We start from the raw sequence: 23552 nt of genomic DNA on the forward strand, positions 1-23552 counted from the left end.
CGTCCCGCCACAGCGGAACAGTGAGGCTGCTCAAGGCGCAGATACAGCCGATGAGGGAGCACCTCAGAAGTGGGTGATGAACGGTCGGCAATGTGCAACGACCATGACACCCCTGTGCCGTCCGCCAACTCGCCTAATTCACGTTGCGACTCGCGAATCAGATAGTTGGCGAAAGCAACCACCCCAAAGAAACCCCCGTGCCGCCGAAGCGACTGACGCAGATTAGCCATATTCGCAACCGGCACGAATCCGCCGAACAGTCCAATTGAAAATTGCACACTTTCCGAAAAACGGCGTGCGATGCCAAGTGCAGCCGTACAATGCTCGGTCACTTGCCGCACCCGGACCAACACGCGCAGTGATCAACTCACACGCTGCGCACCAGCGGCAATGCCCCCAACCAGCGCGCCACACCAGCGCGGATGCGGCAATTCGCAATTCAGTTCACCATTCAACATTCGAATCCGCCGACGGTGCGGCAAGCAATGTGCTACGGCCCGTCCGCGCACGGCTGGCGTCTCAACTGGAATCAATCGCGCAGATGTCAATTACGCATATGCCGCGTGAATGCTGCCGATCGGAGCACCTGATCGAGCTGATCTTGTCGATAACATGCCGTTCCCGACCGGAAGAGGGAGCGATGCCGGTGTTGACGGCTGAAGGCGTGGCAACGCGGACCGGCAGGGCGGTGCCGCTGGCGCGACGCCCGGTGGCGGTGGTCGCGACGCTCTACGCGGGCCTGCTGTTCCTGCTCGCCGGGAACTACGGACTCACGGCCGACGAGCTGTACTTCCGGATGCTCGGCGACGAGCCGCGCTGGGGCTACTTCGACCAGCCACCGCTCACACCGCTGCTCGCGAAGGCGGGCGCGGTGCTGTTCGGCGACACGGTGTGGGGCATCCGGGTGCCCGCCCTGCTCTGCGGCGTGGCGGTCGTCGTGCTCGCCGCGCTGATCGCCGCGGAACTGGGCGGCGGCCACCGCGCGCAGGTGCTCGCGGCGGCCGCGGTGGGCACGTCGGTGAGCGTGCTCGTCATGTCGCACTTCCTGCTGACCAACAGCCCGGACCTGGTCGCCTGGTGCGCGGTGGCGTTGTTCGCGCTGCGGGCGTTGCTGCGCGGGGACGGCCGGTGGTGGCTGGCCGCCGGTGCGACGTGCGGGGTGGCGACCTACGCCAAGTACGTCATCCTCCTGCTGCCGCTGACACTGGTGGTGGCGCTGCTGCTCGTGGGTCCGCGCCAGGAACTGCGCAGCCGGTGGCTGTGGGCCGGCGCCGGACTGACGGTGCTGATCGCCGCGCCGAACCTGATCTACCAGGTGGCGAACGGCTGGCCGCAGCTCGTCATGGCGCAGTCGCTGGCCGAGGGCACCTGGTCGGACGGCGTGCTGTTCGCCCTCGACGTCGCGATCCTGGTCGGACCGGCGGTGGCACCGGTCCTGGTGGCGGGCCTGGCAGGGCTGCTGCGCCGCCCGGAATGGCGTCCGGCGCGGACGCTGGCGATGGCCTACCTCGTCGGCACGGTCCTGGTGCTCGCCCTCGCGCCCAGCGGCATCGACTACACGGAGGGCTACCTGGTGCCGCTGGTCGCCGCGGGCTGCGTGGTCGCGGACGAGTGGCTGACCAAGGGCCGGGCGCGGTGGCCCGCGGCGGTGTCGGTGCTGTCGGTGTTCGCCGTGCTGCAGGTGGCGCTGATCTTGCCGGTGTGGCCGGAGCGGATGGTCGCGCAGTACACGCTGACCAGCCTGACCGCGGAGACGGTCGGCTGGCCGCAACTGGCCGGGCAGGTCTCGGACGCCTACTCCGCGCTCCCCGCCGACGAACGGTCGCGTGCCGTGGTGCTGACGCAGAACTTCGGCGAAGCGGGCGCCTTGCACTGGATGCGCGACGACCGCCCGCTCCCCCGGATCTACAGCGGACACAACGAGCTGTACTTCCGGGGACCGCCGCCCGAGAGCGCGGACGTGGTGATCACGGTGGCCGTGGACGAGGATCGGCTGGCGCGGGACTTCCGTGAGTGCACCACGGTTGCACACATCGACAACGGGCACGACCTGGACACCAGGGAACAGGGCCGGGCCATCTCCGTGTGCCGCGGCCCACGTGCACCATGGACCGACCTTTGGCCCCGATACCGCGTGGTCGGCCCGTACTAACCGCCCACCCCTCGCGGCTGGCCCTGTTGGCGTCTGCAAGTACCACCAACCCTTGATCAAACCGCCTCCAACCACACCCAACTTGCCACCGAACCGGCCGGTCGACCGCCACGGCGGTGGGTAAGTTGGTAGTAGGAAAGTGCTGGATGATCTTGGGTTGGTGGTACTTGCAGACGCCTGGGCCGCAGGCGGTCAGCCGGTTCCGTTGCTGATCGGCTGGGGGCACTGGCCGCCGCGGGTCGTCAGCAGCTCGAAGTGCCACATCTCGTTGGCGTACGCCTGGCACAGGCCGTAGTCCGCGCCGTGCTGGATGAGCCAGTCGGCGGCGTTGGTCGGGCCGATGTCGATCGCCTCGCCGGTCACGTGCTTCGACTTCTCCGGCGGGAGCACCCACCGCAGGGCCTCCTTCTCGCTGCCGTACCGGGTGATGGCCTCGTCCAGCAGGCGCTGCTGGTACGCCTTGCTGCGCCAGCCCGACGTCACCTTCAGCTCAACCCCGCGTGCCTGGGCGTCGACGGCGGCGTCCCGCACCGCGGCCAGCAGCGTCGGGTCGAGGTTCGCGATGGCGGCGTGCCCGGTGTCGTTCAACGAGATGCTCTCGTTCTCCGGGATGCTGCCGTCCCCGGAGACGCGGGTCGACGTGCCCAGTGTCGAAGTGCTCAGTGCCGGGGCTTGGCCGGGCCGGCCACCGCCGGGCGCGGGTTCCGTCGCGCACGCCGCCGTTGCGAGGACGAGCGCAGCGGCGAAGGCCGTCCGGAGTCCTCTGCCGCCGAGGTTTCCACGAGTCGCTGCCATGTCCTCGACCCTGCCGGAGCGATGTCCCCGGCCCGCGCGCGGAATGTGCGCGTTGTGCAACGAGACGTCGACAGACGCGGTGACAGTAGGGTGGCGCCCTCGAAAGTCGCCGAGGTTTTTCTGTTATCGCCAGGTCCCCGGAACATCTCCTGGTCAGAGACGATCCTGGACCGGCAGGTGAGGTGGACATGGCGGTAGCCGACGAACCAAGCGTCGCGACGGTGGTGGCCGCGCGCGATGGCGACCAGCGCGCGTTGGACGACCTGGTGGCCGGGTATCTGCCCCTTGTCTACAACATCGTGGGACACGTGCTCGGCGGTCATGCCGACACCGACGACGTGGTGCAGGAAACCATGCTGCGGGCGGTGAACGGGCTGTCCGGGCTGCGCGATCCCGCCGGGTTCCGGTCGTGGCTCGTCGTGATCGCGATGAACCAGATCCGGCTGCGGCACCGCGAACGTCAACGCGTGCCGATCACCGGTCCGGTGCCGGAGGACGTCGCCGACCCCGGCGCGGACTTCGTCGACCTCACGATCATGCGTCTGCAGCTGTCCGGGCAGCGCCGTGAGGTCGTCGCGGCCACCCGGTGGCTCAGCGCGGACGAGCGCGAGTTGCTGTCGCTGTGGTGGCTGGAGGCGGCCGGGCGGCTGACCCGCACCGAGGTCGCCAACGCGCTTGAGCTGACCCCGCAGCACACCGCCGTGCGGGTGCAACGGGTCAAGGCTCAGCTCGACGCCGCGCGCATCGTCGTGCGGACGTTGGCACGCACGCCGCGCTGTCCTGAGCTGGCCGAGGTCCTCGCCGACTGGGACGGCGATCCCAGTCCGTTGTGGCGCAAGCGGATCGCCCGGCACAGCCGCGGCTGCGTCCGGTGCGAACGCTCCGGGCACGACCTCGCGTCCGTCGAAGGGCTCATCGCGCGGCTCCCGCTGGTGCCGCTGCCCGCCGCGTTCGGATTCGACCAGCCGGTGCTCGTCGGTTCGCAGGCGACCATCTCGCACGTCGCCGCGAACCCCGTGGCCGGCGGCAAGTTCAGCCTGTTCCTGCAAGGCACGCTGGTGAAACCGCTGGCAGCCGCCGCGGCCGCGGTGCTGGCCGCGGGCATCGTGGTCGCCGTGCTGCCCTCACCCGAGGAACCGGTCGCGCGCGCGACCACGACCACCTCCCAGAGCACACCCACGACCACAACGCCTTCATCGCCCGTCCCGACCACGACCCAGCCCCCGTCGGCAACCTCGGCGGCCGCGCCCCCGCCACCCGTGACTCCCGTTGCGGCGTCGGCGAAGAAGGGCGTCAGCACCTGGAACTTCAACGGGGTCGGCAAGGCGCTCACCGACGTCCGGGCGGGGTGGTACTACAACTGGGCCGCACACCCCGACGGCATCGCCACGCCGCCGAACGTCGAGTTCGTGCCGATGATCTGGGGCACGAAGTTCACCGACGACGCCACGCTGGCCAAGGCGAAGGCGAACGGCAAGGTGCTGCTCGGGTTCAACGAGCCGGACTTCCCGGAGCAGGCGAACATGACGCCGGAACAGGCGCTGGACCTGTGGCCGAAGCTGGCGGCCACCGGGCTGCGGCTCGGCAGCCCCTCCGTCGCGCACAGCGGCGACAAGGCGGGCGGCTGGCTCGACCGGTTCATGACCGGTGCGGCACAACGAGGTCTGCGCGTCGACTTCATCGCGTTGCACTGGTACGGCTCGGACTTCAGCGAAGCGGCCGTCGGTCACCTGAAGAACTACCTCGACGCGGTGCACCGGCGATACGGCAAACCCGTGTGGCTCACCGAATACTCGCTCATCGACTTCTCCGGCGGTTCGGCGCGCTATCCGACCCAGGCGCAGCTCGCGGCGTTCGCCCGCGGGTCCAGCGCGATGATGGAAGGCCTCCCGTACGTCGAGCGCTACGCGTGGTTCGCGCTGCCCGCCGACAAACCCGGCACCGGGCTGTACACCCCCGGCGGTACCCCGAACGAAGCGGGAGCGGCGTACCGCGACGCCGGCTGAGTCACCGCGCCAGCTCGCCGAGCACGGCGAGAGCCCTTGCCAGGACTGGAGAGTCGTCGTCCGCGCGCACCGCGGTGGCGAGGTCGATGCCGTGGTTGCCGGCCAGCGGGCGGTAGGTCGTGCCGGTCACGCCGAGTTCGGCGACCGGTTCCGGCACCACCGCCACGCCGAGCCCGGACGCGACGAACGTGACCAGGGTCGACGTTTCCGAGACCTCGTGCCGGATCCGTGGTGCGAACCCGGCCTCGTGGCAGAGCTTCGAGACGATCTCGTACATGACGGAACGGCCGCGTGAGGCGTGCACGATCAGGTCTTCGTCCTGCAGGTCCTTGATCGTCAACCGCTTCCGTGACGCGAGCCGGTGGCCGTCGGGCAGCGCCACGATCAGACGGTCGCGGCGCACCGTGCTCACCCGCACAGACGGGTGGTCGACCGGCGGGCGCAGCAGGGCGAGGTCGATCCGGCGCGCGAGCAGGGACTCGACCTGGTCCGGTGCCAGCATCTCGCCGCGGAACGCGAAGTCGACCTCCGGCAGTTCCTCGCGCAGGGTGCGGGCGAGCGCGGGCAGCAGGCTGTAGGTGGCGGACCCGACGCAGCCGACCACCAGGCGGCCCTGCAGTCCGGCGGCCACCCGCCTGGCCTCCGCCGCCGCGTCGTCCACGGCGGCCAGCACGTCCCTGGCGCGTTCGAGGTAAACCGTGCCGGCACGGGTGAGCTCGACCTTGCGGGTCGTGCGGTGCAGCAGCGTCACGCCGAGTTCGGCCTCGAGCTGCTGGATCTGCTGGGACAGCGGCGGTTGGGCCATGTGCAGGCGTTCGGCAGCGCGACCGAAGTGCCTCTCCTCAGCGACCGCGACGAAGTAGCGCAGATGACGAAGCTCCACCCATTGATACTCGCAGAGTCTGAGTCGACGCGAAATGAGTATTTCTCGATATGGGCCGGAGGGCCTAGCGTCGAAGCCATGACCGACGTCGTGATCTGCGAGCCCGTCCGCACCCCGGTCGGGAGGTTCGGCGGTGCGCTGGCCTCGCTGAGCGCCACCGACCTCGCCGCCACCGTGCTGACCGAACTGGTCCGCCGCACCGGGTTGCGCGAGGGCGACGTGGACGACGTCGTGCTCGGGCAGTGCTATCCCAACGGCGAATCTCCCGCGATCGGCCGGATCGCCGCACTCGACGCGGGTCTGGGCACGGGCGTGCCGGGCGTTCAGGTCGATCGCCGCTGCGGATCGGGACTGCAGGCCGTGCTGTACGCGGCGGGCCAGGTCGCGACCGGTGCCGCCCGCGTCGTGGTCGCCGGTGGCGCCGAGTCGATGTCGCAGGTCGAGCACTACGCGCTCGGGCTGCGCACCGGCGTGCGCGGCGGCAACATCAACCTGATGGACCGGCTGGTCAGGGCACGTGAGACCGCGGGCGGCAAGTTCCACCCGGTGCCCGGCGGCATGCTGGAGACCGCGGAGAACCTGCGCCGCGAGTACGGCATTTCGCGTGAGGAGCAGGACGAACTCGCGCTGCGCTCCCAGCAGCGGTGGGCGGCCGCCCAGGACGCAGGCCGGTTCGCCGACGAACTCGTGCCGGTGACGGTGCCGGGACGCAAGGGCGACGTGGTCGTGGACCGCGACGAGCACCCCCGGCCCGAGACGACGCTGGACGACCTGGCGGCGCTGCGTGCCGTGCGGCTGAAGATCGACGCGGAGTCCACCGTCACCGCGGGCAACGCCAGCGGGCAGAACGACGGCGCCGCGATGTGCGTGGTCACCACCCGCGCCGAAGCCGAGAAGCGCGGACTGCGGCCCGTGCTCGCGCTCAAGTCCTGGGCCGTCGCCGGGGTCGGACCGGAGGTGATGGGCATCGGGCCGGTGCCCGCCACCGCCGCCGCCCTCGACCGCGCCGGGCTCACCCTCGACGACATCGACGTGATCGAGCTCAACGAGGCGTTCGCCGCCCAGGTGCTCGCCTGCCTGCGCGAGTGGAAGATCGACGCCGACGACGAACGGCTCAACCCCAACGGTTCCGGCATCTCACTGGGTCACCCGGTGGGCGCGACCGGAGCGCGGATCCTCGCGACGCTCGCGCACGAGATGCGCCGCCGCGGCAGCCGGTACGGCCTCGAGACGATGTGCATCGGCGGCGGTCAGGGTCTCGCCGCGGTCTTCGAGTCGGTGCGCTGATGGGCGTCGCGGAGGTCCACCACGTCGTCACCGGCAGGCCGGACGGCCCGGTCGTGGTGCTGTCCAACTCGCTCGGGTCGACGCTGGAGATGTGGGACGCCAACGTCGCCGAGCTCGAAGAGCACTTCCGGGTGGTCCGGTACGACACCCGCGGGCACGGCCGCTCTCCCGTCGTGCCCGGCCCGCACACCATCGACGCGCTCGCCGGCGATCTCCTCGTGCTGCTCAACCGGTTGAACGTGGAGAAAGCGCACCTGGTCGGGCTCTCGCTCGGCGGCATGACCACGCTGCGGCTGGCCGCCCGCAACCCCGAACGCGTGGACCGGCTCGCGGTCCTGTGCACCAGCGCCCAGCTGGGACCGGCGGCCAACTGGACCGACCGCGCGGCCCTCGTCCGCAAACAGGGCACGGCCGCCGTCGCCGAAGCCGTGGTCCAGCGCTGGTTCACCCCCGCGCACCAGGACCGCGCGCGATGGGAAGCGATGGTGGCCGCCACCCCTGCGGAAGGGTACGCGGGCTGTTGTGAGGCGATCGCCGCCATGGACCTGCGCGCGGACCTGGCCAAGATCAACGCGCCGACGCTGGCGATCGCCGGAGCGGACGACCCGGCGACGCCGCCGCACCACCTCGAACAGATCGTCGCCTCGGTCCGCGACGCCACGCTGCTCGTCGTGCCCGGAGCCGCACACCTCGCCAACGCGGAACAGCCCGGCGTCGTCACGGCGGCGCTCGTCGACCACCTCACGAAGGAGAGCAGTTCATGAGCCTGGACAAGGTGGTCGGCAGCCCGGCCGAGGCGGTGGCCGGCATCAGGTCCGGCGCGAGCATCGCCGTCGGCGGGTTCGGGCTCGCGGGCATCCCGTGGTTCCTGATCGAGGCGTTGCTGGAGCAGGGCGCCAACGACCTCTCGATCGTGTCCAACAACTGCGGCGTGGACGGCGCCGGGCTCGGGCTGCTGCTCGAACACCGCCGCATCAGCCGGGTGGTCGCTTCCTACGTCGGTGAGAACAAGGAGTTCGCCCGGCAGTACCTCGCCGGCGAGCTGACGGTCGAGCTCACTCCACAAGGGACACTCGCGGAACGGCTGCGGGCGGGCGGTTCCGGCATCGGCGCCTTCTTCACTCCCACCGGTGTCGGCACGCTGGTGTCCGAAGGCGGCCTGCCGTGGCGCTACCACCCCGACGGCACCGTCGCGCTCGTCTCGCCGCCCAAGGAAGTCCGCACGTTCCACGGCAAGGAGATGGTGCTCGAGGAGTCGATCGTCACCGACGCCGCCCTCGTGCGCGCCGCGATCGCCGACCGCGCCGGCAACTGCGTCTTCCACGCCGCCGCCCGCAACTTCAACCCGGCCGCCGCGATGGCGGGCCGGTTCACCGTGGTCGAGGCGGAACGCGTCGTCGAGGTCGGCGAGATCGACCCGGACCACGTGCACCTGCCCGGCGTGTTCGTGCAGAACGTCGTCGAGCTCACCCCGGACCAGGCCGCCCGCAAGGACATCGAGAAGCGCACCACCCGCGCCCGCCAGGAGGCGAACTGACATGGCCTGGACCCGCGACCAGATGGCCGCCCGCGCCGCGCTCGAACTGCGCGACGGCGAGTACGTGAACCTCGGCATCGGCCTGCCCACGCTCATCCCCGACCACCTGCCGCCGAACTCGACGGTGACGCTGCACGCGGAGAACGGCATCCTCGGTGTTGGCCCGTTCCCCTACGACGACGAGGTCGACCCCGACCTCATCAACGCGGGCAAGCAGACCGTCAGCGTGCTGCCCGGAGCGTCGTTCTTCGACTCCCCCACCAGCTTCGCGATGATCCGCGGCGGCCACATCGACACCGCGATCCTCGGCGGCATGCAGGTCTCCGCGCACGGCGACCTCGCCAACTGGATGGTGCCCGGCGCGATGGTCAAGGGCATGGGCGGCGCCATGGACCTGGTCAGCGGCGCCGGACGCGTCGTCGTCCTGATGGAGCACACCACCCGCAACGGCGACCCGAAGCTGGTCGAGGCCTGCACCCTGCCGCTGACCGGACGCCGAGTCGTCTCCCGCGTCATCACGGATCTCGCCGTGCTCGACGTGGCAGACGGGACGTTCTCACTCGTCGAACTCGCACCGGGCACGTCGGCCGAGGAAGTCGCGGAGAAGACCGGTGCCCCGGTGGTGGATCGGCGGCCGGCGGCCGTGTGACCGGTTCCGCGCCGAATCGGGTCATGACCGAGAATCACGGCGTGGAAACTGCGAACAACCCCACCCGGCTGCTGGTGTCCGGGAGCACCGCGTGCGCGGTCACCGATCTGGTGATCCCGGCACTGCTGCTGCGCACGCCCAACGCCCCGTGGTCCCAGCTCGTCAGCATCTACGTGCCACACGGCCCGACGGTCGCCTTCAGCGGCCGAGACCTCCGCTCACCCGGCATCGCCAAGGCCACCCAGATCGCTCGCTCGGCGGGCTTCGAGCCGGTGGTCCGGTCGCCGGGCGGCCGGATGGTCGCCTACGACAGCGGCGCCGTCGTGATCGACCACCTCGACAGCACCACCGACATCCGGCACGCGGGCAGCTCGACCTTCGCCGCGAACGCCGAGAGCCACGTCCGAGTGCTGCGGGGACTGGGCGACATCGACGCCCGCGTCGGCGAGGTGGACGGCGAGTACTGCCCCGGCGAGTTCAGCATCAACGTCGGCGGCACCGCGAAGGTCGTGGGCTCGGCCCAACGCGTCACCGCCACCGGTTCCCTGTTCAGCACGGTCGTCCAGGTCGCCGTCTCGGACCAGGTGCGCGCCGTGATCGAGGACGTGTCGGACGCACTCGGCTACGACCTGCGGCACAGCTCCATCGCGGGCCTGGCCGACTACGCGCCGGGGTTGACCGCCGACGAGGTCGCCTCGGCGTTCAGGGCGGACTACCGCAGCCGGCTCGGCCTGACCGACGGACAGGTGCCGGCCGAGGTGGCCGCGCACGCGTCGACCGTCACGGCGAGCGGGGACGACGCGCCGCCGTTCCACGTCGACGACTGGACGCGCGCCAACCCCCTACCGCTCTAGCCCGGCCGAGTACGCGAGCACCGCCAGCCGCACCCGGTTGTCCGCACCCGTCTTCGTCATCAGCGCGGCAACGTGCGTCTTCACCGTCGTCACCCCCACGTGCAACCGATCGGCGATGTCTTGATTGCCGAGCCCCTCGGCCACGAGCGCGAGCACGTCGAGCTCGCGCGGCGTCAACCCGCGCAGCGCACCAGCCGGCTCCGGCCCACGCTCCTCCCGGACGACCCGGCTCACCAACCGCCGCAGCACACCGGCGCTGAAGGGCTGCTCCCCGGCGGCCGCCCGCCGGATCGCTGCCAGCAGTTCCTCCGGGGCGGAGTCCTTCACGAGGAACCCGTGCGCCCCCGCGGCCAGCGCGGGATACAGGTGATCGTCGTCGTCGAAGGTGGTGAGCGCGACGACACGCGCTTTGGAGTTGTCCGCGAGGATCTTCCTGGTCGCCGCGATGCCGTCGACCACGGGCATGCGCAGGTCCATCAGGATCACGTCAGGCCCGCAGCGCGCCGCCTCGCGCACCGCTTCGGCGCCGTCCGCCGCCTCTCCGACGATCTGCACGTCCGGCGCGGACTCGCAGAGCATTCGCAGGCCGGCGCGCACGAGTTGCTGGTCGTCGGCGATCAGGAGGCGGATCATGCCGGCTGCTCCTGCCGCGGCAGGGAGGCGCGCACGGACCAGCCGTTGCCGATCGGGCCCGCGTGGAACGATCCGCCGAGCCGCTCGACCCGCTCCGCCATGCCCGTGATGCCGTGTCCGTCCGGTGCCGGGCGGGGTGGCGTGCCTCCGGAGTCGCGGACCTCGACGTCGAGGCCTGCGGCCGACTCGCGAACGCGGAGCAGCACGGCGGCGCCCGGTGAGGCGTGGCGCATCACGTTGGTCAGCGACTCCTGGACGATCCGCAGCACCACCAGACGTCGCGACGCGTCCAGGTGTTCAGCGGAGTCGCTGATGTCGGTGCGCACCGCGAAGCCCGCGCGTTCGCAGCTCAGAGCGGCCTGACGCACCGCCGTGGTGAGGCAGTCGGGACTCGTGCCGACCGCGGAGGGTACCGAGGGGTCGCGGAGCACGGTGACCAGCTCCCTCAGGTCCCGCAGCGCGGCCGAACCGGTGGCATGCACGTCGTCGAGCACCTCTCGGAGCTGCTCGGGCCCGGTCGCGGCGTGGCGGGCGACGGCCGAGCGCAGCACCATCGAGGACACGTGGTGGGCGACGAGATCGTGCAGCTCGCGGGCAATGGCGACCCGGTCGGCTTCGCGTGCGGCCGAGATCTCCGCGTCCCGCACGCGCAGGATCAGCGCTTTCTCCTCGCTTTGCCGTGCGGTGAGCTCCCGCATCGACCTCAGGTGCCGTCCGGCCAGCACGGGCACGCCGACGACCAGCGCCACCCGCAACGCCACGAGCACGGGCTGATCGTCCTGTGCCACCAGGTAGATCGTGTCCACCGCGAGGGCTGCACCGCACCCGATCAGCAGCTGCGGCAGCCAAGACCGCCGCATCGCGAGTTCGCCCAGTGACAGCGCGGCGCAGGCCTGTGCCGCGCCTACGCCGGGAGCCGCCATCAGGAACGCGGTCAACATCAGCAGGTTCTGCGCCAACGAGACCGGGAGCGGCGACAAGCGGCCCACGACGAACAGCAGCGAGGACGTCAACGGCACGATCCACGCCGACAAGCTCGTGTCCGGCGCCGGCACCGCGAGCCACAGCGTCGAGGCGACCACCAGGGCCAGCGGCGCGAACCTGGGCGCCCATCGCGCCAGCACCGGCCACGCGCTGTTCCACGAAGTCACGACCACGATGGTAGGTCGGTCGCGCGCCCGCCACCTCCTACCGCGGTAGGAGGCGACTCCTCCGGCAGGCCGCGAAAACGGCCCGCGCGCAGGAGGTGCCGATGTCCGGTGATCGCGACGATGGGTTCCGCGTCGACCTAGCGCGGGAACGGAGTCGCAGGATGATCTGGAGCAAAGCGCCCTCGAAGACGATCCTCGTGATCAGGCTGCTGATGGCGGCGATCTTCGCCCTCTACGGATGCGTGAAGCTGTTCGGTGGCCAGTTCTACTACGGCGACTGGGACAACCTGTCCAAGTCGACGGTGGACGGCACCTCGCTGGTGTGGCTGTTCTACGGCTACTCGCCCTTCTACGGCCGGATCACCGGCCTGTTCGAACTGATCCCGGCAGTCATGTTGTTGTTCCGCCGCACCACTTTCCTGGGAGCAGCCGCTCTGTTCGTGATCGGGCTCAACATCACGCTGATGGACTTCGCGTTCGACTACCCCTCGGTCAAGTACATGGCCGCGCTGTACACCATCCTTTGTGGAGCCCTCGTGCTCCACGACCGAGGCAAACTGCGTGACATCCTCGCCGATTCGCCGCGGAGTTGAGTGCAGTGCCCAAAGCGGTGGTCGTGGGCTCGGGCCCGAACGGGCTGGCGGCGGCGGTCCGGCTGGCCCAGCACGGCGTCGAGGTGACGGTCCTCGAAGCCGCCGACACGCTCGGCGGTGGCGCGCGAACGACCGAGAAGCTCGTTGACGGAACACTGCACGACGAGTGCTCGGCCGTGCATCCGACCGCCGTGCTGTCCCCGTACCTGCGATCGCTGGACCTGGAGCGGTACGGGTTGCGGTGGCGGCATCCCGCGGTGATGCTCGCCCACCCGCTGGACGACGGCGCGTGCGCGGTGCTGCGCGGTTCGGCGGAGGAGACCGCGGCAGGGCTTCCGGCGGGCGACGGCGAGCGGTGGTCGCAAGTCTTCGGCCCTCTCGCCGCGCACATCGACACCGCCGCCGGCGATCTGCTGGGACCGTTGCTGCGCCTGCCGTCCCACCCGGTGCACCTGGCCCGGTTCGGGTTGCGTGCGGTGCCGCCCGCCGCGCTGATGCGGAGGCTGTGGCGTTCCCCGACCACGCAGAGCCTGTTCCTCGGCGCTGCCGCTCACGTCATGCACGACCTGCGCGCGCCGATGACCTCCTCGGTCGCCGCGATGCTGATCGCAGCAGGCCACCGGTTCGGCTGGCCGGTCGCAGAAGGCGGCTCCCAGGCGATCGCGGACGCCTTGACCGCGCTGCTGCACGACCTCGGCGGCAAGACCGTGACGGGCAGACGGGTCGACTCCACCGCGGACCTGCCGGACGCGGACGTCGTCCTGCTCGACACCTCACCCGGTGCGGCAGCGCGGATTCTCGAGGGCAGGCTGCCGAAGCGGGTGCACCGGGCCTACCAACGCTGGCGGCACGGGCCGGCGGCGTTCAAGGTCGACTTCGCCGTGCGCGGCGGCGTGCCGTGGCGCAACGCGGACTGCGCCGTGGCGGGAACCGTGCATCTGGGCGGCAACCCGGACGAGATGCTCCGCACCGCCCGCGACGTTCACCAGGGCCGCATGCCGGACGCGCCGTTCATCCTTGTCGGACAACAGCATCTCGCCGATCCGACCCGATCCGCGGGCGATGTCCATCCTTTGTGGACTTACGCGCACGTCCCGAACGGGTACGCCGGCGACGCCACCACCGCGATCATCGGCCAGATCGAACGCTTCGCCCCTGGCTTCGCGGACAGGATCGTGGCCTTCTCCGCCAAGAACCCCGCAGACCTGGCGCGGGGCAACCCGAACTACGTGGGTGGCAACATCCTCACCGGCGCCAACGACCCGTTCCAGCTGGTGTTCCGGCCCCGCCTGACCCCGCACCCCTACGACACCGGCGTGCCCGGCGTGTACCTGTGCTCCGCCGCCACACCACCGGGAGCGGGCGTGCACGGCATGAGCGGATACCACGCCGCCGAACGCGCACTCCATCACCTGAAGCGCCACTAGCCGTGCCATGTGGTGTCACAGCACCGTTTCCTGGGCACCCCTGTCACGACCACACGAGCGAGGAGGCCAGATGCAGGGCGATGTCGAGACCTACCACGAGAACGGCACGTGGAAGAACAAGGTCGAGGGCAATTCGCAGGCGTCCAGCACGCACGACACCAAGGACGAGGCGATCGCCAAGGGCCGTGCAATGGCTGTAGAACACGGTGTCGAGCACATCATCCGCAACATGGACGGCACGATCGGCCAGAAGAACACCTATCCGCGCAGCAGCGACCCTCGCAACATCCCCGGCTGACGGTCGCGCCACGCTGCACAACCGGTCCCGACTCAGCCGCGGTCCGCGCGCCGCTCCCGGAACGCGATCATGTTCATCCGGTTGCCGCACCGCACGCTGCAGAACCGCTTGAGGCCGTTGCGGGACAGGTCCAGCAGGAGCCCGGTGCAGTCGTCGGCCTCGCAGATCCGCAGCCGGTCCATCTCGTCCATCCGGATCACGTCGATGAGCGCGAGCGCGGCCTCCACCCGGATCCGTTCCGCGAGCGGGGAATCGGGCTCTGTGGCGTGCATGTGCCAGTCCTGCGTGTCGTGCCGCACGAGGTGCGGGAGCGCCTTGGCGTCGCGCAGCATCTTGTTCACGGCTTCGACGGCCGTGTCGCGATCCAGAGTCCACACGTGCCTGAGCAGGGCGCGCGCGCTGTGGACGTCGCGCAGCTCGGCCTCGTCGTGATCGATACGACCCGTGTAGCCATAGCCATCGAGCAGGGACTTGAGCTGATCGACCGTGGCCAGCTCGTCCTCGCCGGTGCGCGACGCCGACGCATCGGTGTTGCACAGGGCGACAACGAAGGCCAGCGACTCCTCCGTGTCAGGGGCAAAACGCAATTTGACTCCTTACTTGGACCGGCATAGCGTCAGGGCCATAACACAGGTTAGGTCATGACATCGCTCCGAACCGGGAGGCACGCATGCCGTCGAAGTCCACCGGCCTGATCGCGGCTGCGGTCTCGTTCATCTCGTTCGGCACGTCCGGGGCGTTCGTCAAACCCCTCCTGGAGGCCGGCTGGTCACCGACCGCGGCCGTCACGGCCCGCGCGCTCGCCGCCGGACTCGTCCTGCTGCCGTTCGTCCTGGTCTCACTGCGCGGCAAGTGGGAGCTGCTACTGAAGGCGCGCTGGGCCGTCGTGGGCATGGGAATGGTCGGCGTGGCGGTGACCCAGGTCCTCTACTTCGCCGCCATCCAGCGCATCCCGGTGGCGACCGCGCTGCTCATCGAGTTCCTCGCGCCGCTCATCCTGGTCGGCTTCACCTGGGCGGTCAGCAGGCGGACGCCCGCGCCCGTCGTCCTGGTCGGCTCGGTGCTCGCGGTCGGCGGCCTGGTCCTGGTGATCGGGCCCGGCGCGATCCAGGCCGTGGACCCGATCGGCCTGGCGCTCGCTTTCGGTGCCGCCATTGGCTGTTCGGTGTACTTCGTGATCGCCGCACGCCCCAACGAGGGACTGCCTCCGGTTGCACTCGCCGGGGCGGGGATGTTGCTGGCCGCGCCGGTCCTGGCACTCGTCGGGGCGACCGGCCTGCTGCCGTTCACCGCGACGTTCGGCGACCTGTCCCTGCTCGGCACGACCACGGCCTGGTGGGTGCCGCTGCTCGTCGTCGCGGTCGTCGGCACGGCACTGGCCTACGCGAGCGGCATCACCGCCTCCGGGATCCTCGGGTCACGGCTCGCGTCGTTCATCGCCCTGCTGGAGGTCGTCTCCGCGTCCCTGTTCGCCTGGCTCCTGCTGGGCGAGGAGCTCTCACCGTTGCAACTCTTTGGCGGCGTGCTGATCCTCGCCGGCATCGCCTCGGTCCGGGCCGAACGGCAGAAAGTGGAACCGGTCGTCGCACCGCCGGTCGCGGCGACCTGCTCCTAGTGTCCGGAGTCGCAAGTTCGCAGCCAGTCATCCCGTCTGGCTGGGTGGCGTCTGCAAGTACCGCCGTAGCAGGCCGGTCGGTTGGGTGTAGTTACACGCCCGATGATCTTGAGTTGGTGGTACTTGCACACGCCACAAGCTGACCGTGAACCAGCGACTCAGGACACTAGAGCGCGAACGGGCCACCGGGCGCGAAGGCGTAGCGGGCGAAGCGGTCGCCGATCAGTTCGTGCGCGGCTGTGTCGGGGTGCAGCGCGTCGGGCAGCGGATGCGTGACGGCGTCCTGCTCGCCGTAGAGCCGGGTTCCGTCCAGGTAGTGCAGGTTCGGGTCGTCCTCGCGGCGTTCGGCCAGCGACGCCAGCGCTTCGCGGATGATCCGCAATGTCAGCTGTGGCGCTGTTCCGTGCGGACCTGTTGCGGTGTACACGATTTCGTCCGCGGCGAAGGCTTCCAGGTCCATCCCACCGGGGCCTGGCGTGTCCTCGTAGATGCCGCAGAAGATCGGCGACATCAGCACCAACGGCGCGTGGGGATGGCCGTCGCGGATCGTGTCCAGGAAACCGTGCACGGCCGGCACGAACGCCCGCAGCCGCATCACGTCGAAGTTCACCACGTTGATGCCGAGCTTCACGCTGATCAGATCGGCAGGGCGGTCGCGCATCACGCGTGCGACGAACGGGTCGACGAGCGCGCTGCCGCTGAACCCGAGGTTGTGCAGCTCGACGTCACCGCGCCGGGCCGCGACGGCGGGCCAGATCCGGGTCGGCGTGGTCGCGTTCGAGCCGTTGCTGATCGAACTGCCGTGGTGCAGCCAGATGCGCCGATCGGACTCGACCGGCCGCACCGGCGCGTCCGTGCGCAGCGCGACCAGGTCCATCGTTTCGTTGTGGGGCAACCAGATCTCGACGACCTTGACGCCCTCCGCGAGCCCGGCGAACCGGGTGGTGCAGCTGCTGCCCGCGTGGAACTCCGACGCTCCGGTCAGCGGGTCGAGCTCGATCCGATCGCCGCCGTCGAGCTGTTCGCTGGCGACCCGTTCACCGTCGACCACGAGGTCGATGCTTCCGCGCGGACGGGTGGCGCGGTAGGAGGCGTAGGTCGGGTGGCTGACCAGCTCGATGGTGCGCGCCTCGGTGGCCATCACCAGGCGCACACCGGAAGGCCTGCTCTCCGCGCCCATCAGCTGCGGGTCGGGGAAGCGGGTGCGCACCCAGGCCGGTAGGCGGTGTGGCCGCACACCGCGGGCGGTGTTCTCCAGCTCGGCCGCACCGCGCACGAACGCGTCGGTCAGAGGCGTGGTGATCATGCTCCTACCGTCTCACGATCGGCGGGACACACCACCCAGGGCTCCCACCACGGCCCTGACCACCAGCTCGGGCCGGGACGCTCCGGCCGCGACGAGATCAGGGGCGTCCTCCGGCAGCTGGTGAACCTCGTGCAGCAGCGCCAGATAGACCTGACGGCACCAGTCCGCGCCGGTCGCGGTGATGTCCCCCGACGCGCGCAGCCGTGCGAAGACCTGCTCCAGTCCGGCCGCGACCTCAGGACTCAGCCCGGTGTGGCAGTCGTCCCGGTCGCTCATGAGCTCCATCGCGAACCGGTGGCTGACCTTGAGCTCGAAGACGATCTCGGTGAGGCGCAGGAACACCACCAGCGGAGGCGCGGTGTCCATTCGCGACTGGTCGAGCGCGCTGAGATAACGCTGGTTGAGCTGCTCGGTCAACGCCTCCAGCAACGCGAGGCGGGAGGCGAACCGGCGGTGCACGGTGGCGCGGGTGAGCCCGGCCGCCTCGCCGATGCGTTCCAGCGACGCCGCCGGATCGACGGCCAGCACCTCCTCGGCGGCCGCGAGGATCCGCGCGGTGTTCTGCTCCGCGTCTGCCCGCAGTCGCCGCGTTCCCGTGCCCGTGTCTCCATCCACCCTTAAACGATACGACACTGTCGCAGTTATTGCACGAACTGCGACAGCTGTGTATCACTTAAAGGGTCGATCACCACGGAGAGAGGAACCACGTCATGGATCTGCAGCTCGAAGGCAAGCGCGTCCTCGTCACCGGCGCGAGCAAGGGCATCGGGCTCGCCGTCGTGCGGGCTTTCGTCGCCGAGGGCGCGTCCGTCGTCGCCACCGCGCGCCGTGCCACTCCCGAACTCGCCGCCACCGGAGCGGTGTTCATCTCCGCCGATCTGTCCACTTCGGACGGTCCGGCGCAGCTCGTGGACGCCGTGCTCGGCCAGGACGAACAGCTCGACGTGCTGGTCAACAACGCCGGCGGCGGCGACCGTCCGGACGGGATGTTCGAGGACCCGTTCAGCGGCGACGACGACACCTGGGCTGCGGTGTTCGCGCTCAACCTCAGCGCGGCCGTGCGCACCACGCGAGCCGCGTTGCCCGCGCTCGCGAAGACGCGGGGCGCGGTGGTGAACATCAGCTCCAGCAGCGCCCGCGACCCGCACACCTCGCCATTGCCCTACGCCTCGGCCAAGGCCGCGCTCAACGCGTTCACCCGCGGCCTCGCCGAGGCGACGGGCCGGATGGGTGTCCGGGTCAACGCCGTCACCCCCGGCGGCACCCGCACCGACCTCCTGGTGGGTGCCGACGGCTACGCGGCCGACATCGCGGCGAACCTGGGCATGGAGCACGCGGCTCTGGTGGCAGCGCTGCCCGAGCAGATGGGCATGCTGACCGGTGAGCTGATCGACCCGAGCGAGATCGCCCGCGCGGTGGTGCTGCTGTCCTCGCCGACCATGCCGAGCGCGATCGGCTCGAACTGGACCGTCCACGGCGGTGCGATGAAGACCGCCTGATCCAGGAGGCAACCATTCCCGCGGCCCGACTGGTAGTAGAGGTGACGGACCGAGTCGAAAGGCCGTGAAGTGGTGCGCTCACCTGAGGGGTTCGAGGAGTTCGTGGCGGTCTCGTCGCCACGGCTGCTGCGAACGGCTTTTCTGCTCACGCGGGACACGGGACACGCGGAGGACCTGCTGCAGACCGCCCTGGCACGGGCGTGGCGGGCGTGGCATCGCGTCGAGGGCGATCCGGAACCTTACGTCCGGCGGATCCTCGTGACCACGCACGCCACCTGGTGGCGGCGCCGGTGGAGAGGCGAGGAACCGACCGGTGAACTGCCGGAACCACCGGGCCTGTCGCCGCACGACGCGGTCGGCGAGCGCGAGTGGCTCTGGCAGGCACTGGGCCGGCTGCCGCGCAAGCAGCGCACGGTGCTGGTGCTGCGGTTCTACGAGGACCTCACCGAGGCGCAGGTGGCCGGCCTGCTCGGCTGCTCCGTCGGCACGGTCAAAAGTCAGGCCAGCAAGGCGCTCGCCAAGCTGCGGCTCGACGACACGATCACCACGTTCGAAGGGGTGCGGCGATGAACCTGACGGACCTCAGCGAGGTGCTGCGTGACCGCGCCGAGCTCGCCGACTCGTCCCACGACGCGCGAATGGCGGGCATCCGGGCGAGGGTGACCGCTGCCCGGCGACGTCGCACGGTCGCCGGCGCCGCCTTCGTGGTGCTCGCGCTCGTCGGCATCGTCTACGCGGTGCTCCCCCGCCCCGGCCAGCAGCCCGAACCCGCGGTGCCGACACGCAGCCTGCCGGAGTACCAGTACGGCACCCGGCTCACCACCCAGGCCTGGGGAGATCTCCCCTCGACCAGCGTCACCGTCCGGTTCGTGCCGAAGTCGTCGGACATCAAGCTGTTCACCCGGTGCGACATCGGACCGAACAGAAGCCTGCTGATCACCGTCACCGTCAACGGCCACTCGTTCAAGGAGAACAACACCTGCTCCACCAGCCCGAACAGCAGCAGCACGACCTGGAGCAGCATGGGTGTCCTACCCGGACAGCCGTCCGTCATCACGCTCACCGTGAGCGGAGAGCAGGGATCGTCCCAGTCGGCGCCACCACCTGTGCTCCCCCTTCCGGCGACCGGCACGTTCGCTGTCGGTGTCGGCGAACCGGTGCCGGTGAGCGAGTACCCGTTCCCGCCACGCCCGCAGGCGCTGGAGCCGTTGCCGGAGAACCGTTCGGACGCGACGATCGAACTGCGGGCCGACCCGGCGGATCCGGCCGCGCAGAAGGAGATCACCGTCGAGTGGCCTGGCCCCAACCTGATGCTGGCGCACCTGAACACGCCCGGCAGGCTGCGAGTCCTGGTCAACGACGTCGTGGTCATCGACCTCGACCACTGGGGCTACAACGTGCACGGCGGGCAGGTCGGGCGCTACGACTGGGAGAGGGGCATCGAGGGGCTCCCGCTCTCGAAGGGACAGCAGGTCAAGATCACCGTGATTCCCGAACGCACCACGGGTGACTGGAACGTGACGCTGTCTCCCTGGTGACCGGCGTGCGCCGGAGACGTCTCAAGCTGTTTCTATCGGTTCCGAAGTGAAACAGGTATCATTGTTCAAGCACATTCAAAACAGGCCGACAACGATCGCCCGTAGATTTGGATACGGGCCAGCGGCATATCGATCAGTTGAGATTGCTCACGCTCGCATCTTCGTTCCAGCTGTTTCTTTCGGCATGGTTCGGCTATTCCTGCAGAGTCGAAATTCATCGCCCGAAAGGAGCTCATCGTGAGATTCACCGTCTTTGGCCGCTCCGCGGTCGTCGCCGTGGTCGTCGCCGCTCTGTTCGCCTTCTTCGGCGGCGCGGGCACAGCGTCCGCCGCTGCAGCACCCGCCGCCCCGGCGTTGAGCACGCCGGTCACCGGCACGTTCACCGACGCCTCCGGCGGCGTCGGCACCGTGGTCGGCACGTTCACGCCGACAGGGTTCACGGAGAACGGCACCACCGCGCTCGCCAACGGCATCGTCGACCTGACCCTCATCGACTCCGCAGGTCAGCAGGTGGGGACCGAGTCGCGTGAGATCACGGCCCCGGTGGGCGTTTCGCAGGTCTCCTGCGAGATCCTCGACCTGGTGCTCGGACCGCTGGACCTCGACCTGCTGGGCCTGGTCGTGCACCTGGACCGGGTGCACCTGAACATCACCGCGGAACCGGGTCCGGGCAACCTGCTCGGCAACCTGCTGTGCGCGATCGTCGGAATCCCCCTCCCCGGCTCGCCCGCCGGACTTCAGGCACTGGTCGCCCTGCTGAACCAGATCCTCGACCTGCTGAACGGATGACCACCGCTGGCGGGGCGCCCATTGGGCGCCTCGCCACCGGCAGGAACATTACTTTGAAATTCATGTTTCACCCAGGCGAACGCCTGGGATGCGCTTTGTTTCCGCTTTCGACGAAATATGAGACCGAGCGAAGAACTGTCTCAATTGCGGCCTGCGGACGTTCGACGTGCGTGGACGGTCCACAAAGGCCGGCCCCCCGGAAACCCTTGAGCCGCCGGCGTTTACCCCTCACCCGTCCCGGGTATCACCCCCGTCCGGACGAGGAGCGGAAGGCGCACAGTGGATCCAGGCTCCCTGCTGTACACCGGCACGGGCCTCGCGACCCTGGCCGCCGCCCTGCTGCCGCGACTGCTCGACCGCGCGCCGGTGTCGATGCCGATGCTCTTCCTCGGGGCGGGCGCCCTCACGTTCTCCGTCGTCGAACCGCTCCCCGATCCCGATCCCGCCCTCCACAGCACGGTTCTGCTGCACCTCACCGAGGTCTGCGTGATCATCTCGCTGATGGGCGCGGGTCTCGCGCTCAACCGCGCGGTCAGCCTGCGCGGCTGGGCCACCACCTGGCGCCTGCTCGCGGTCACGATGCCGTTGTCGATGCTGGCGGTCGGCCTGCTCGGCTGGGGCGCGCTCGGCCTCGGTGTCGCGTCCTCCGTGTTGCTGGCGGCGGCGCTCGCCCCCACCGACCCGGTGCTCGCGAGCGAGGTCCAGGTCGCCGAACCGGCCGAGAACCCCGAGTCCGACGAGGACGAGGCGAGGTTCGCGCTCACCTCCGAGGCGGGCCTCAACGACGGTCTGGCGTTCCCCTTCACCTACGCCGCCATCGCGATCAGCGTTGCCGGGGTCGCACCGTCGGGATGGCTCACGCACTGGCTCGCCGTGGACGTGCTGTGGCGGCTCGCCTGCGGTCTGGCGGTCGGCGTGGCGGTGGGGTGGTTGCTGGGCAAGCTGTTCTTCTCCGCGCCGTCGGAGAAGTTCCGTCTGGCCGAACACGCGGAGGGCTTCGTCGCGCTCGCCGCGACGTTCCTCGCCTTCGGCGTCACCGAACTGGTCGAGGGCTACGGGTTCGTCGCGGTCTTCGTGTGCGCCTGCACGATCCGGGCAGCCGAACGGCACCACGGTTACCACCAGGTCCTGCACCGCTACGTCGAGCAGGCCGAGCGCATGCTCACCGTCCTGATCGTCTTCCTGCTCGGCGGCGCCGTCGCCGGTGGCCTGCTCGCGGGCGTCACCTGGCAGGAGATCGCGGTCGCCGCGGTCATCCTGCTCGTGGTGCGCCCCCTGGCCGGCTGGATCGGCCTGCTCGCGGGCAAAACAGGCCCACGGGAGCGCACGGTCATCGCGTTCTTCGGCGTTCGAGGCGTCGGCACGCTGTTCTACGTCACCTACGCGTTGCAGGAAGGCAGGTTCGCCGACCAGGACACCATCTGGCGGATCGTGGGCCTGGTCGTCATCGGTTCCGTCCTCGTCCACGGCCTGTCCGCGTCACCCGTGATGTGGCTGCTCGACCGCAAGCGGCAGCAGAAAGGCGGCGCGGACAACGCGTCCCGAACTCCCGTGTGACCTCGCTCAGGGAACGGTGACGAGCACCCGGCCACCACCACCTGCGTCAACCCGCTCGTGGGCCGCGGCGATCTCGTCGAGCGGGAACACCTGCCCGACCTCCACCCGCAACGCGCCCGACGCAGCCGCGGCAGTCAGGTCACGAGCCGCGGCGCGTTTCGCGGCGACGGGGAAGTCGTCGCTGCCGAACAGCCGCACCGTGACGTTGTTGAACAGCAACGGCCAGAACGGCAGTTCGGTGCGATCGGCCCGCGTGCCGTAAGCGGCGATGATCCCGTCGTTCGCGATCACCGCGGCGTCCAGGTCGGCGTTGTCCGACATGGACACTTCGATGATCCGCTGCACGCCGTCCGGAGCGTGCGCACGCAGTTGCTCGGCGGCATCAGCGCTGTCGAGTGCGACCACGTGCGAGACGGACTTGTCGACGAGGTCCAGATCGCGGGCCTTGGTCACGGTTCCGAGCACCGTGGCGCCACCCCACCTGGCGAGCTGCGCGGCGAGCGATCCGACGCCCCCGAGCACTCCCTGCACCAGCACGACCTGTCCGTCGACCGGTCCGTCGGCGAAGACCGTCCGGTGGGCGGTGATGCCGGGAATGCCGAGACTCGCGCCCATCTCGTCGGTCACGTGGTCCGGCAACGGCACGGCCATGTGTTCGGGCACAACCGTGTACTGAGCGGAGGTCCCGAACGCGCGGTACGACTGCGCGCCGTAGACCCAGACGCGTTGGCCGACCCTGCTCTCGTCGACGCCCTCACCTACAGCGTCCACGACACCGGCGGCGTCGCTGTGCGGAACCACGCGCGGGTAGGGCATCGACGAACCCAGCCAGCCGCGCCGCTTCTTCGTGTCGCCGGGGTTCACCCCCGACAGCCGCACCCGGACCCGCACCTCACCGGGACCGGGCTGCGGGTCGGGCAGCTCACCGACTCGAAGGACATCGGCGGGACCCTGCTGGTCGTACCAGGCCGCGAACATGCCTC

24 protein-coding genes are annotated in these 23552 nt (G+C 69.9%); 16 read left to right on the top strand and 8 right to left on the bottom strand.

What is annotated here, in order from left to right; translation table 11 throughout:
• Positions 1-646 precede the first annotated feature (646 nt).
• Positions 647-2152 carry an ArnT family glycosyltransferase gene (locus ACWGE0_RS07705; RefSeq protein ID WP_452260129.1) on the top strand — a complete coding sequence of 502 codons (1506 nt, stop codon included), beginning with the start codon at positions 647-649 and terminating at the stop codon, positions 2150-2152.
• Positions 2153-2344: 192 nt separating this feature from the next.
• On the opposite strand, the gene ACWGE0_RS07710 is transcribed toward ACWGE0_RS07705, so the two are convergent.
• Positions 2345-2947, bottom strand: a complete 603-nt coding sequence (locus ACWGE0_RS07710; RefSeq protein ID WP_452260130.1) for a M15 family metallopeptidase — start codon at positions 2945-2947, stop codon at positions 2345-2347.
• Between the two features lie 188 nt (positions 2948-3135).
• Here ACWGE0_RS07710 and ACWGE0_RS07715 point away from each other — a divergent pair, with 188 nt between their 5' ends.
• Complete coding sequence (locus tag ACWGE0_RS07715) at positions 3136-4953, top strand: sigma-70 family RNA polymerase sigma factor (protein WP_452260131.1); 1818 nt, start codon at positions 3136-3138, stop codon at positions 4951-4953.
• Position 4954: 1 nt separating this feature from the next.
• On the opposite strand, the gene ACWGE0_RS07720 is transcribed toward ACWGE0_RS07715, so the two are convergent.
• On the bottom strand, positions 4955-5836 hold the full coding sequence (locus ACWGE0_RS07720) for a LysR substrate-binding domain-containing protein (RefSeq protein ID WP_452260132.1): 882 nt from the start codon (positions 5834-5836) through the stop codon (positions 4955-4957).
• A gap of 78 nt (positions 5837-5914) precedes the next feature.
• Between ACWGE0_RS07720 and ACWGE0_RS07725 the strand changes: the two genes are divergently transcribed.
• The 5 genes from ACWGE0_RS07725 to ACWGE0_RS07745 are packed head-to-tail and all read left to right on the top strand — an operon-like array spanning position 5915 to position 10163.
• Positions 5915-7123: an acetyl-CoA C-acetyltransferase gene (locus ACWGE0_RS07725; protein ID WP_452260133.1), complete on the top strand. Its 1209-nt coding sequence runs from the start codon at positions 5915-5917 to the stop codon at positions 7121-7123.
• Positions 7123-7887 (top strand): 3-oxoadipate enol-lactonase, encoded by a 765-nt coding sequence (gene pcaD / locus ACWGE0_RS07730; RefSeq protein WP_452260134.1) that lies wholly within the window; start codon positions 7123-7125, stop codon positions 7885-7887. The genes ACWGE0_RS07725 and pcaD overlap by 1 nt, the downstream gene beginning before the upstream one ends.
• The gene (locus tag ACWGE0_RS07735; RefSeq protein ID WP_452260135.1) at positions 7884-8660 is read left to right on the top strand and encodes a CoA transferase subunit A; all 777 of its coding nucleotides are present in this window, start codon (positions 7884-7886) and stop codon (positions 8658-8660) included. Before pcaD ends, ACWGE0_RS07735 begins: the two co-directional genes overlap by 4 nt.
• A 1-nt stretch (position 8661) precedes the next feature.
• Entirely contained in the window at positions 8662-9309 is a 648-nt protein-coding gene (locus ACWGE0_RS07740) for a CoA transferase subunit B (protein WP_452260136.1), read from the top strand.
• 41 nt (positions 9310-9350) lie between these two features.
• Positions 9351-10163 (top strand): lipoyl protein ligase domain-containing protein, encoded by an 813-nt coding sequence (locus tag ACWGE0_RS07745; protein ID WP_452260137.1) that lies wholly within the window; start codon positions 9351-9353, stop codon positions 10161-10163.
• Here the strand turns inward: ACWGE0_RS07745 and ACWGE0_RS07750 are convergent.
• A complete protein-coding gene (locus tag ACWGE0_RS07750) occupies positions 10152-10796 on the bottom strand; it encodes a response regulator transcription factor (RefSeq protein WP_452260138.1) in 645 nt (214 codons plus the stop codon). The genes ACWGE0_RS07745 and ACWGE0_RS07750 overlap by 12 nt on opposite strands.
• Entirely contained in the window at positions 10793-11947 is a 1155-nt protein-coding gene (locus ACWGE0_RS07755; RefSeq protein WP_452260139.1) for a sensor histidine kinase, read from the bottom strand. Before ACWGE0_RS07755 ends, ACWGE0_RS07750 begins: the two co-directional genes overlap by 4 nt.
• A gap of 161 nt (positions 11948-12108) precedes the next feature.
• Here ACWGE0_RS07755 and ACWGE0_RS07760 point away from each other — a divergent pair, with 161 nt between their 5' ends.
• The 3 genes from ACWGE0_RS07760 (at position 12109) to ACWGE0_RS07770 (ending at position 14265) form a co-directional block, all read left to right on the top strand.
• Complete coding sequence (locus tag ACWGE0_RS07760; RefSeq protein ID WP_452260140.1) at positions 12109-12540, top strand: hypothetical protein; 432 nt, start codon at positions 12109-12111, stop codon at positions 12538-12540.
• Positions 12541-12545: 5 nt separating this feature from the next.
• Entirely contained in the window at positions 12546-13967 is a 1422-nt protein-coding gene (locus ACWGE0_RS07765) for a phytoene desaturase family protein (RefSeq protein ID WP_452260141.1), read from the top strand.
• 70 nt (positions 13968-14037) lie between these two features.
• Positions 14038-14265 carry a DUF2188 domain-containing protein gene (locus ACWGE0_RS07770; RefSeq protein WP_452260142.1) on the top strand — a complete coding sequence of 76 codons (228 nt, stop codon included), beginning with the start codon at positions 14038-14040 and terminating at the stop codon, positions 14263-14265.
• Positions 14266-14297: 32 nt separating this feature from the next.
• Here the strand turns inward: ACWGE0_RS07770 and ACWGE0_RS07775 are convergent, their stop codons facing one another.
• On the bottom strand, positions 14298-14852 hold the full coding sequence (locus tag ACWGE0_RS07775) for a CGNR zinc finger domain-containing protein (protein ID WP_452260143.1): 555 nt from the start codon (positions 14850-14852) through the stop codon (positions 14298-14300).
• A gap of 83 nt (positions 14853-14935) precedes the next feature.
• On the opposite strand from ACWGE0_RS07775, the gene ACWGE0_RS07780 reads away from it, so the two are divergent.
• Positions 14936-15880: an EamA family transporter gene (locus ACWGE0_RS07780; RefSeq protein WP_452260144.1), complete on the top strand. Its 945-nt coding sequence runs from the start codon at positions 14936-14938 to the stop codon at positions 15878-15880.
• A 166-nt stretch (positions 15881-16046) separates the two neighbouring features.
• Here the strand turns inward: ACWGE0_RS07780 and ACWGE0_RS07785 are convergent, their stop codons facing one another.
• Both ACWGE0_RS07785 and ACWGE0_RS07790 read right to left on the bottom strand, forming a co-directional pair.
• Positions 16047-17186, bottom strand: coding sequence for a GDSL-type esterase/lipase family protein (locus tag ACWGE0_RS07785; RefSeq protein WP_452260145.1), 1140 nt, complete (start codon positions 17184-17186; stop codon positions 16047-16049).
• Positions 17187-17198: 12 nt separating this feature from the next.
• Positions 17199-17801 (bottom strand): TetR/AcrR family transcriptional regulator, encoded by a 603-nt coding sequence (locus ACWGE0_RS07790; protein WP_452260146.1) that lies wholly within the window; start codon positions 17799-17801, stop codon positions 17199-17201.
• A 95-nt stretch (positions 17802-17896) separates the two neighbouring features.
• On the opposite strand from ACWGE0_RS07790, the gene ACWGE0_RS07795 reads away from it, so the two are divergent.
• The 5 genes from ACWGE0_RS07795 to ACWGE0_RS07815 all read left to right on the top strand — a co-directional run bounded on the left by ACWGE0_RS07795 (position 17897) and on the right by ACWGE0_RS07815 (position 22569).
• On the top strand, positions 17897-18685 hold the full coding sequence (locus ACWGE0_RS07795; RefSeq protein ID WP_452260147.1) for an SDR family NAD(P)-dependent oxidoreductase: 789 nt from the start codon (positions 17897-17899) through the stop codon (positions 18683-18685).
• A gap of 72 nt (positions 18686-18757) precedes the next feature.
• Complete coding sequence (locus ACWGE0_RS07800) at positions 18758-19255, top strand: SigE family RNA polymerase sigma factor (RefSeq protein WP_452260148.1); 498 nt, start codon at positions 18758-18760, stop codon at positions 19253-19255.
• A complete protein-coding gene (locus ACWGE0_RS07805) occupies positions 19252-20223 on the top strand; it encodes a hypothetical protein (protein WP_452260149.1) in 972 nt (323 codons plus the stop codon). Before ACWGE0_RS07800 ends, ACWGE0_RS07805 begins: the two co-directional genes overlap by 4 nt.
• Positions 20224-20460: 237 nt before the next feature.
• On the top strand, positions 20461-21012 hold the full coding sequence (locus tag ACWGE0_RS07810) for a hypothetical protein (RefSeq protein WP_452260150.1): 552 nt from the start codon (positions 20461-20463) through the stop codon (positions 21010-21012).
• Positions 21013-21291: 279 nt separating this feature from the next.
• Positions 21292-22569: a cation:proton antiporter gene (locus tag ACWGE0_RS07815; protein WP_452260151.1), complete on the top strand. Its 1278-nt coding sequence runs from the start codon at positions 21292-21294 to the stop codon at positions 22567-22569.
• Positions 22570-22575: 6 nt separating this feature from the next.
• Here ACWGE0_RS07815 and ACWGE0_RS07820 read toward each other — a convergent pair whose 3' ends face one another.
• Entirely contained in the window at positions 22576-23547 is a 972-nt protein-coding gene (locus tag ACWGE0_RS07820; RefSeq protein ID WP_452260152.1) for an NADPH:quinone reductase, read from the bottom strand.
• Between the last annotated feature and the right edge of the window lie 5 nt (positions 23548-23552).

The organism is Lentzea sp. NPDC054927 (assembly GCF_053610285.1).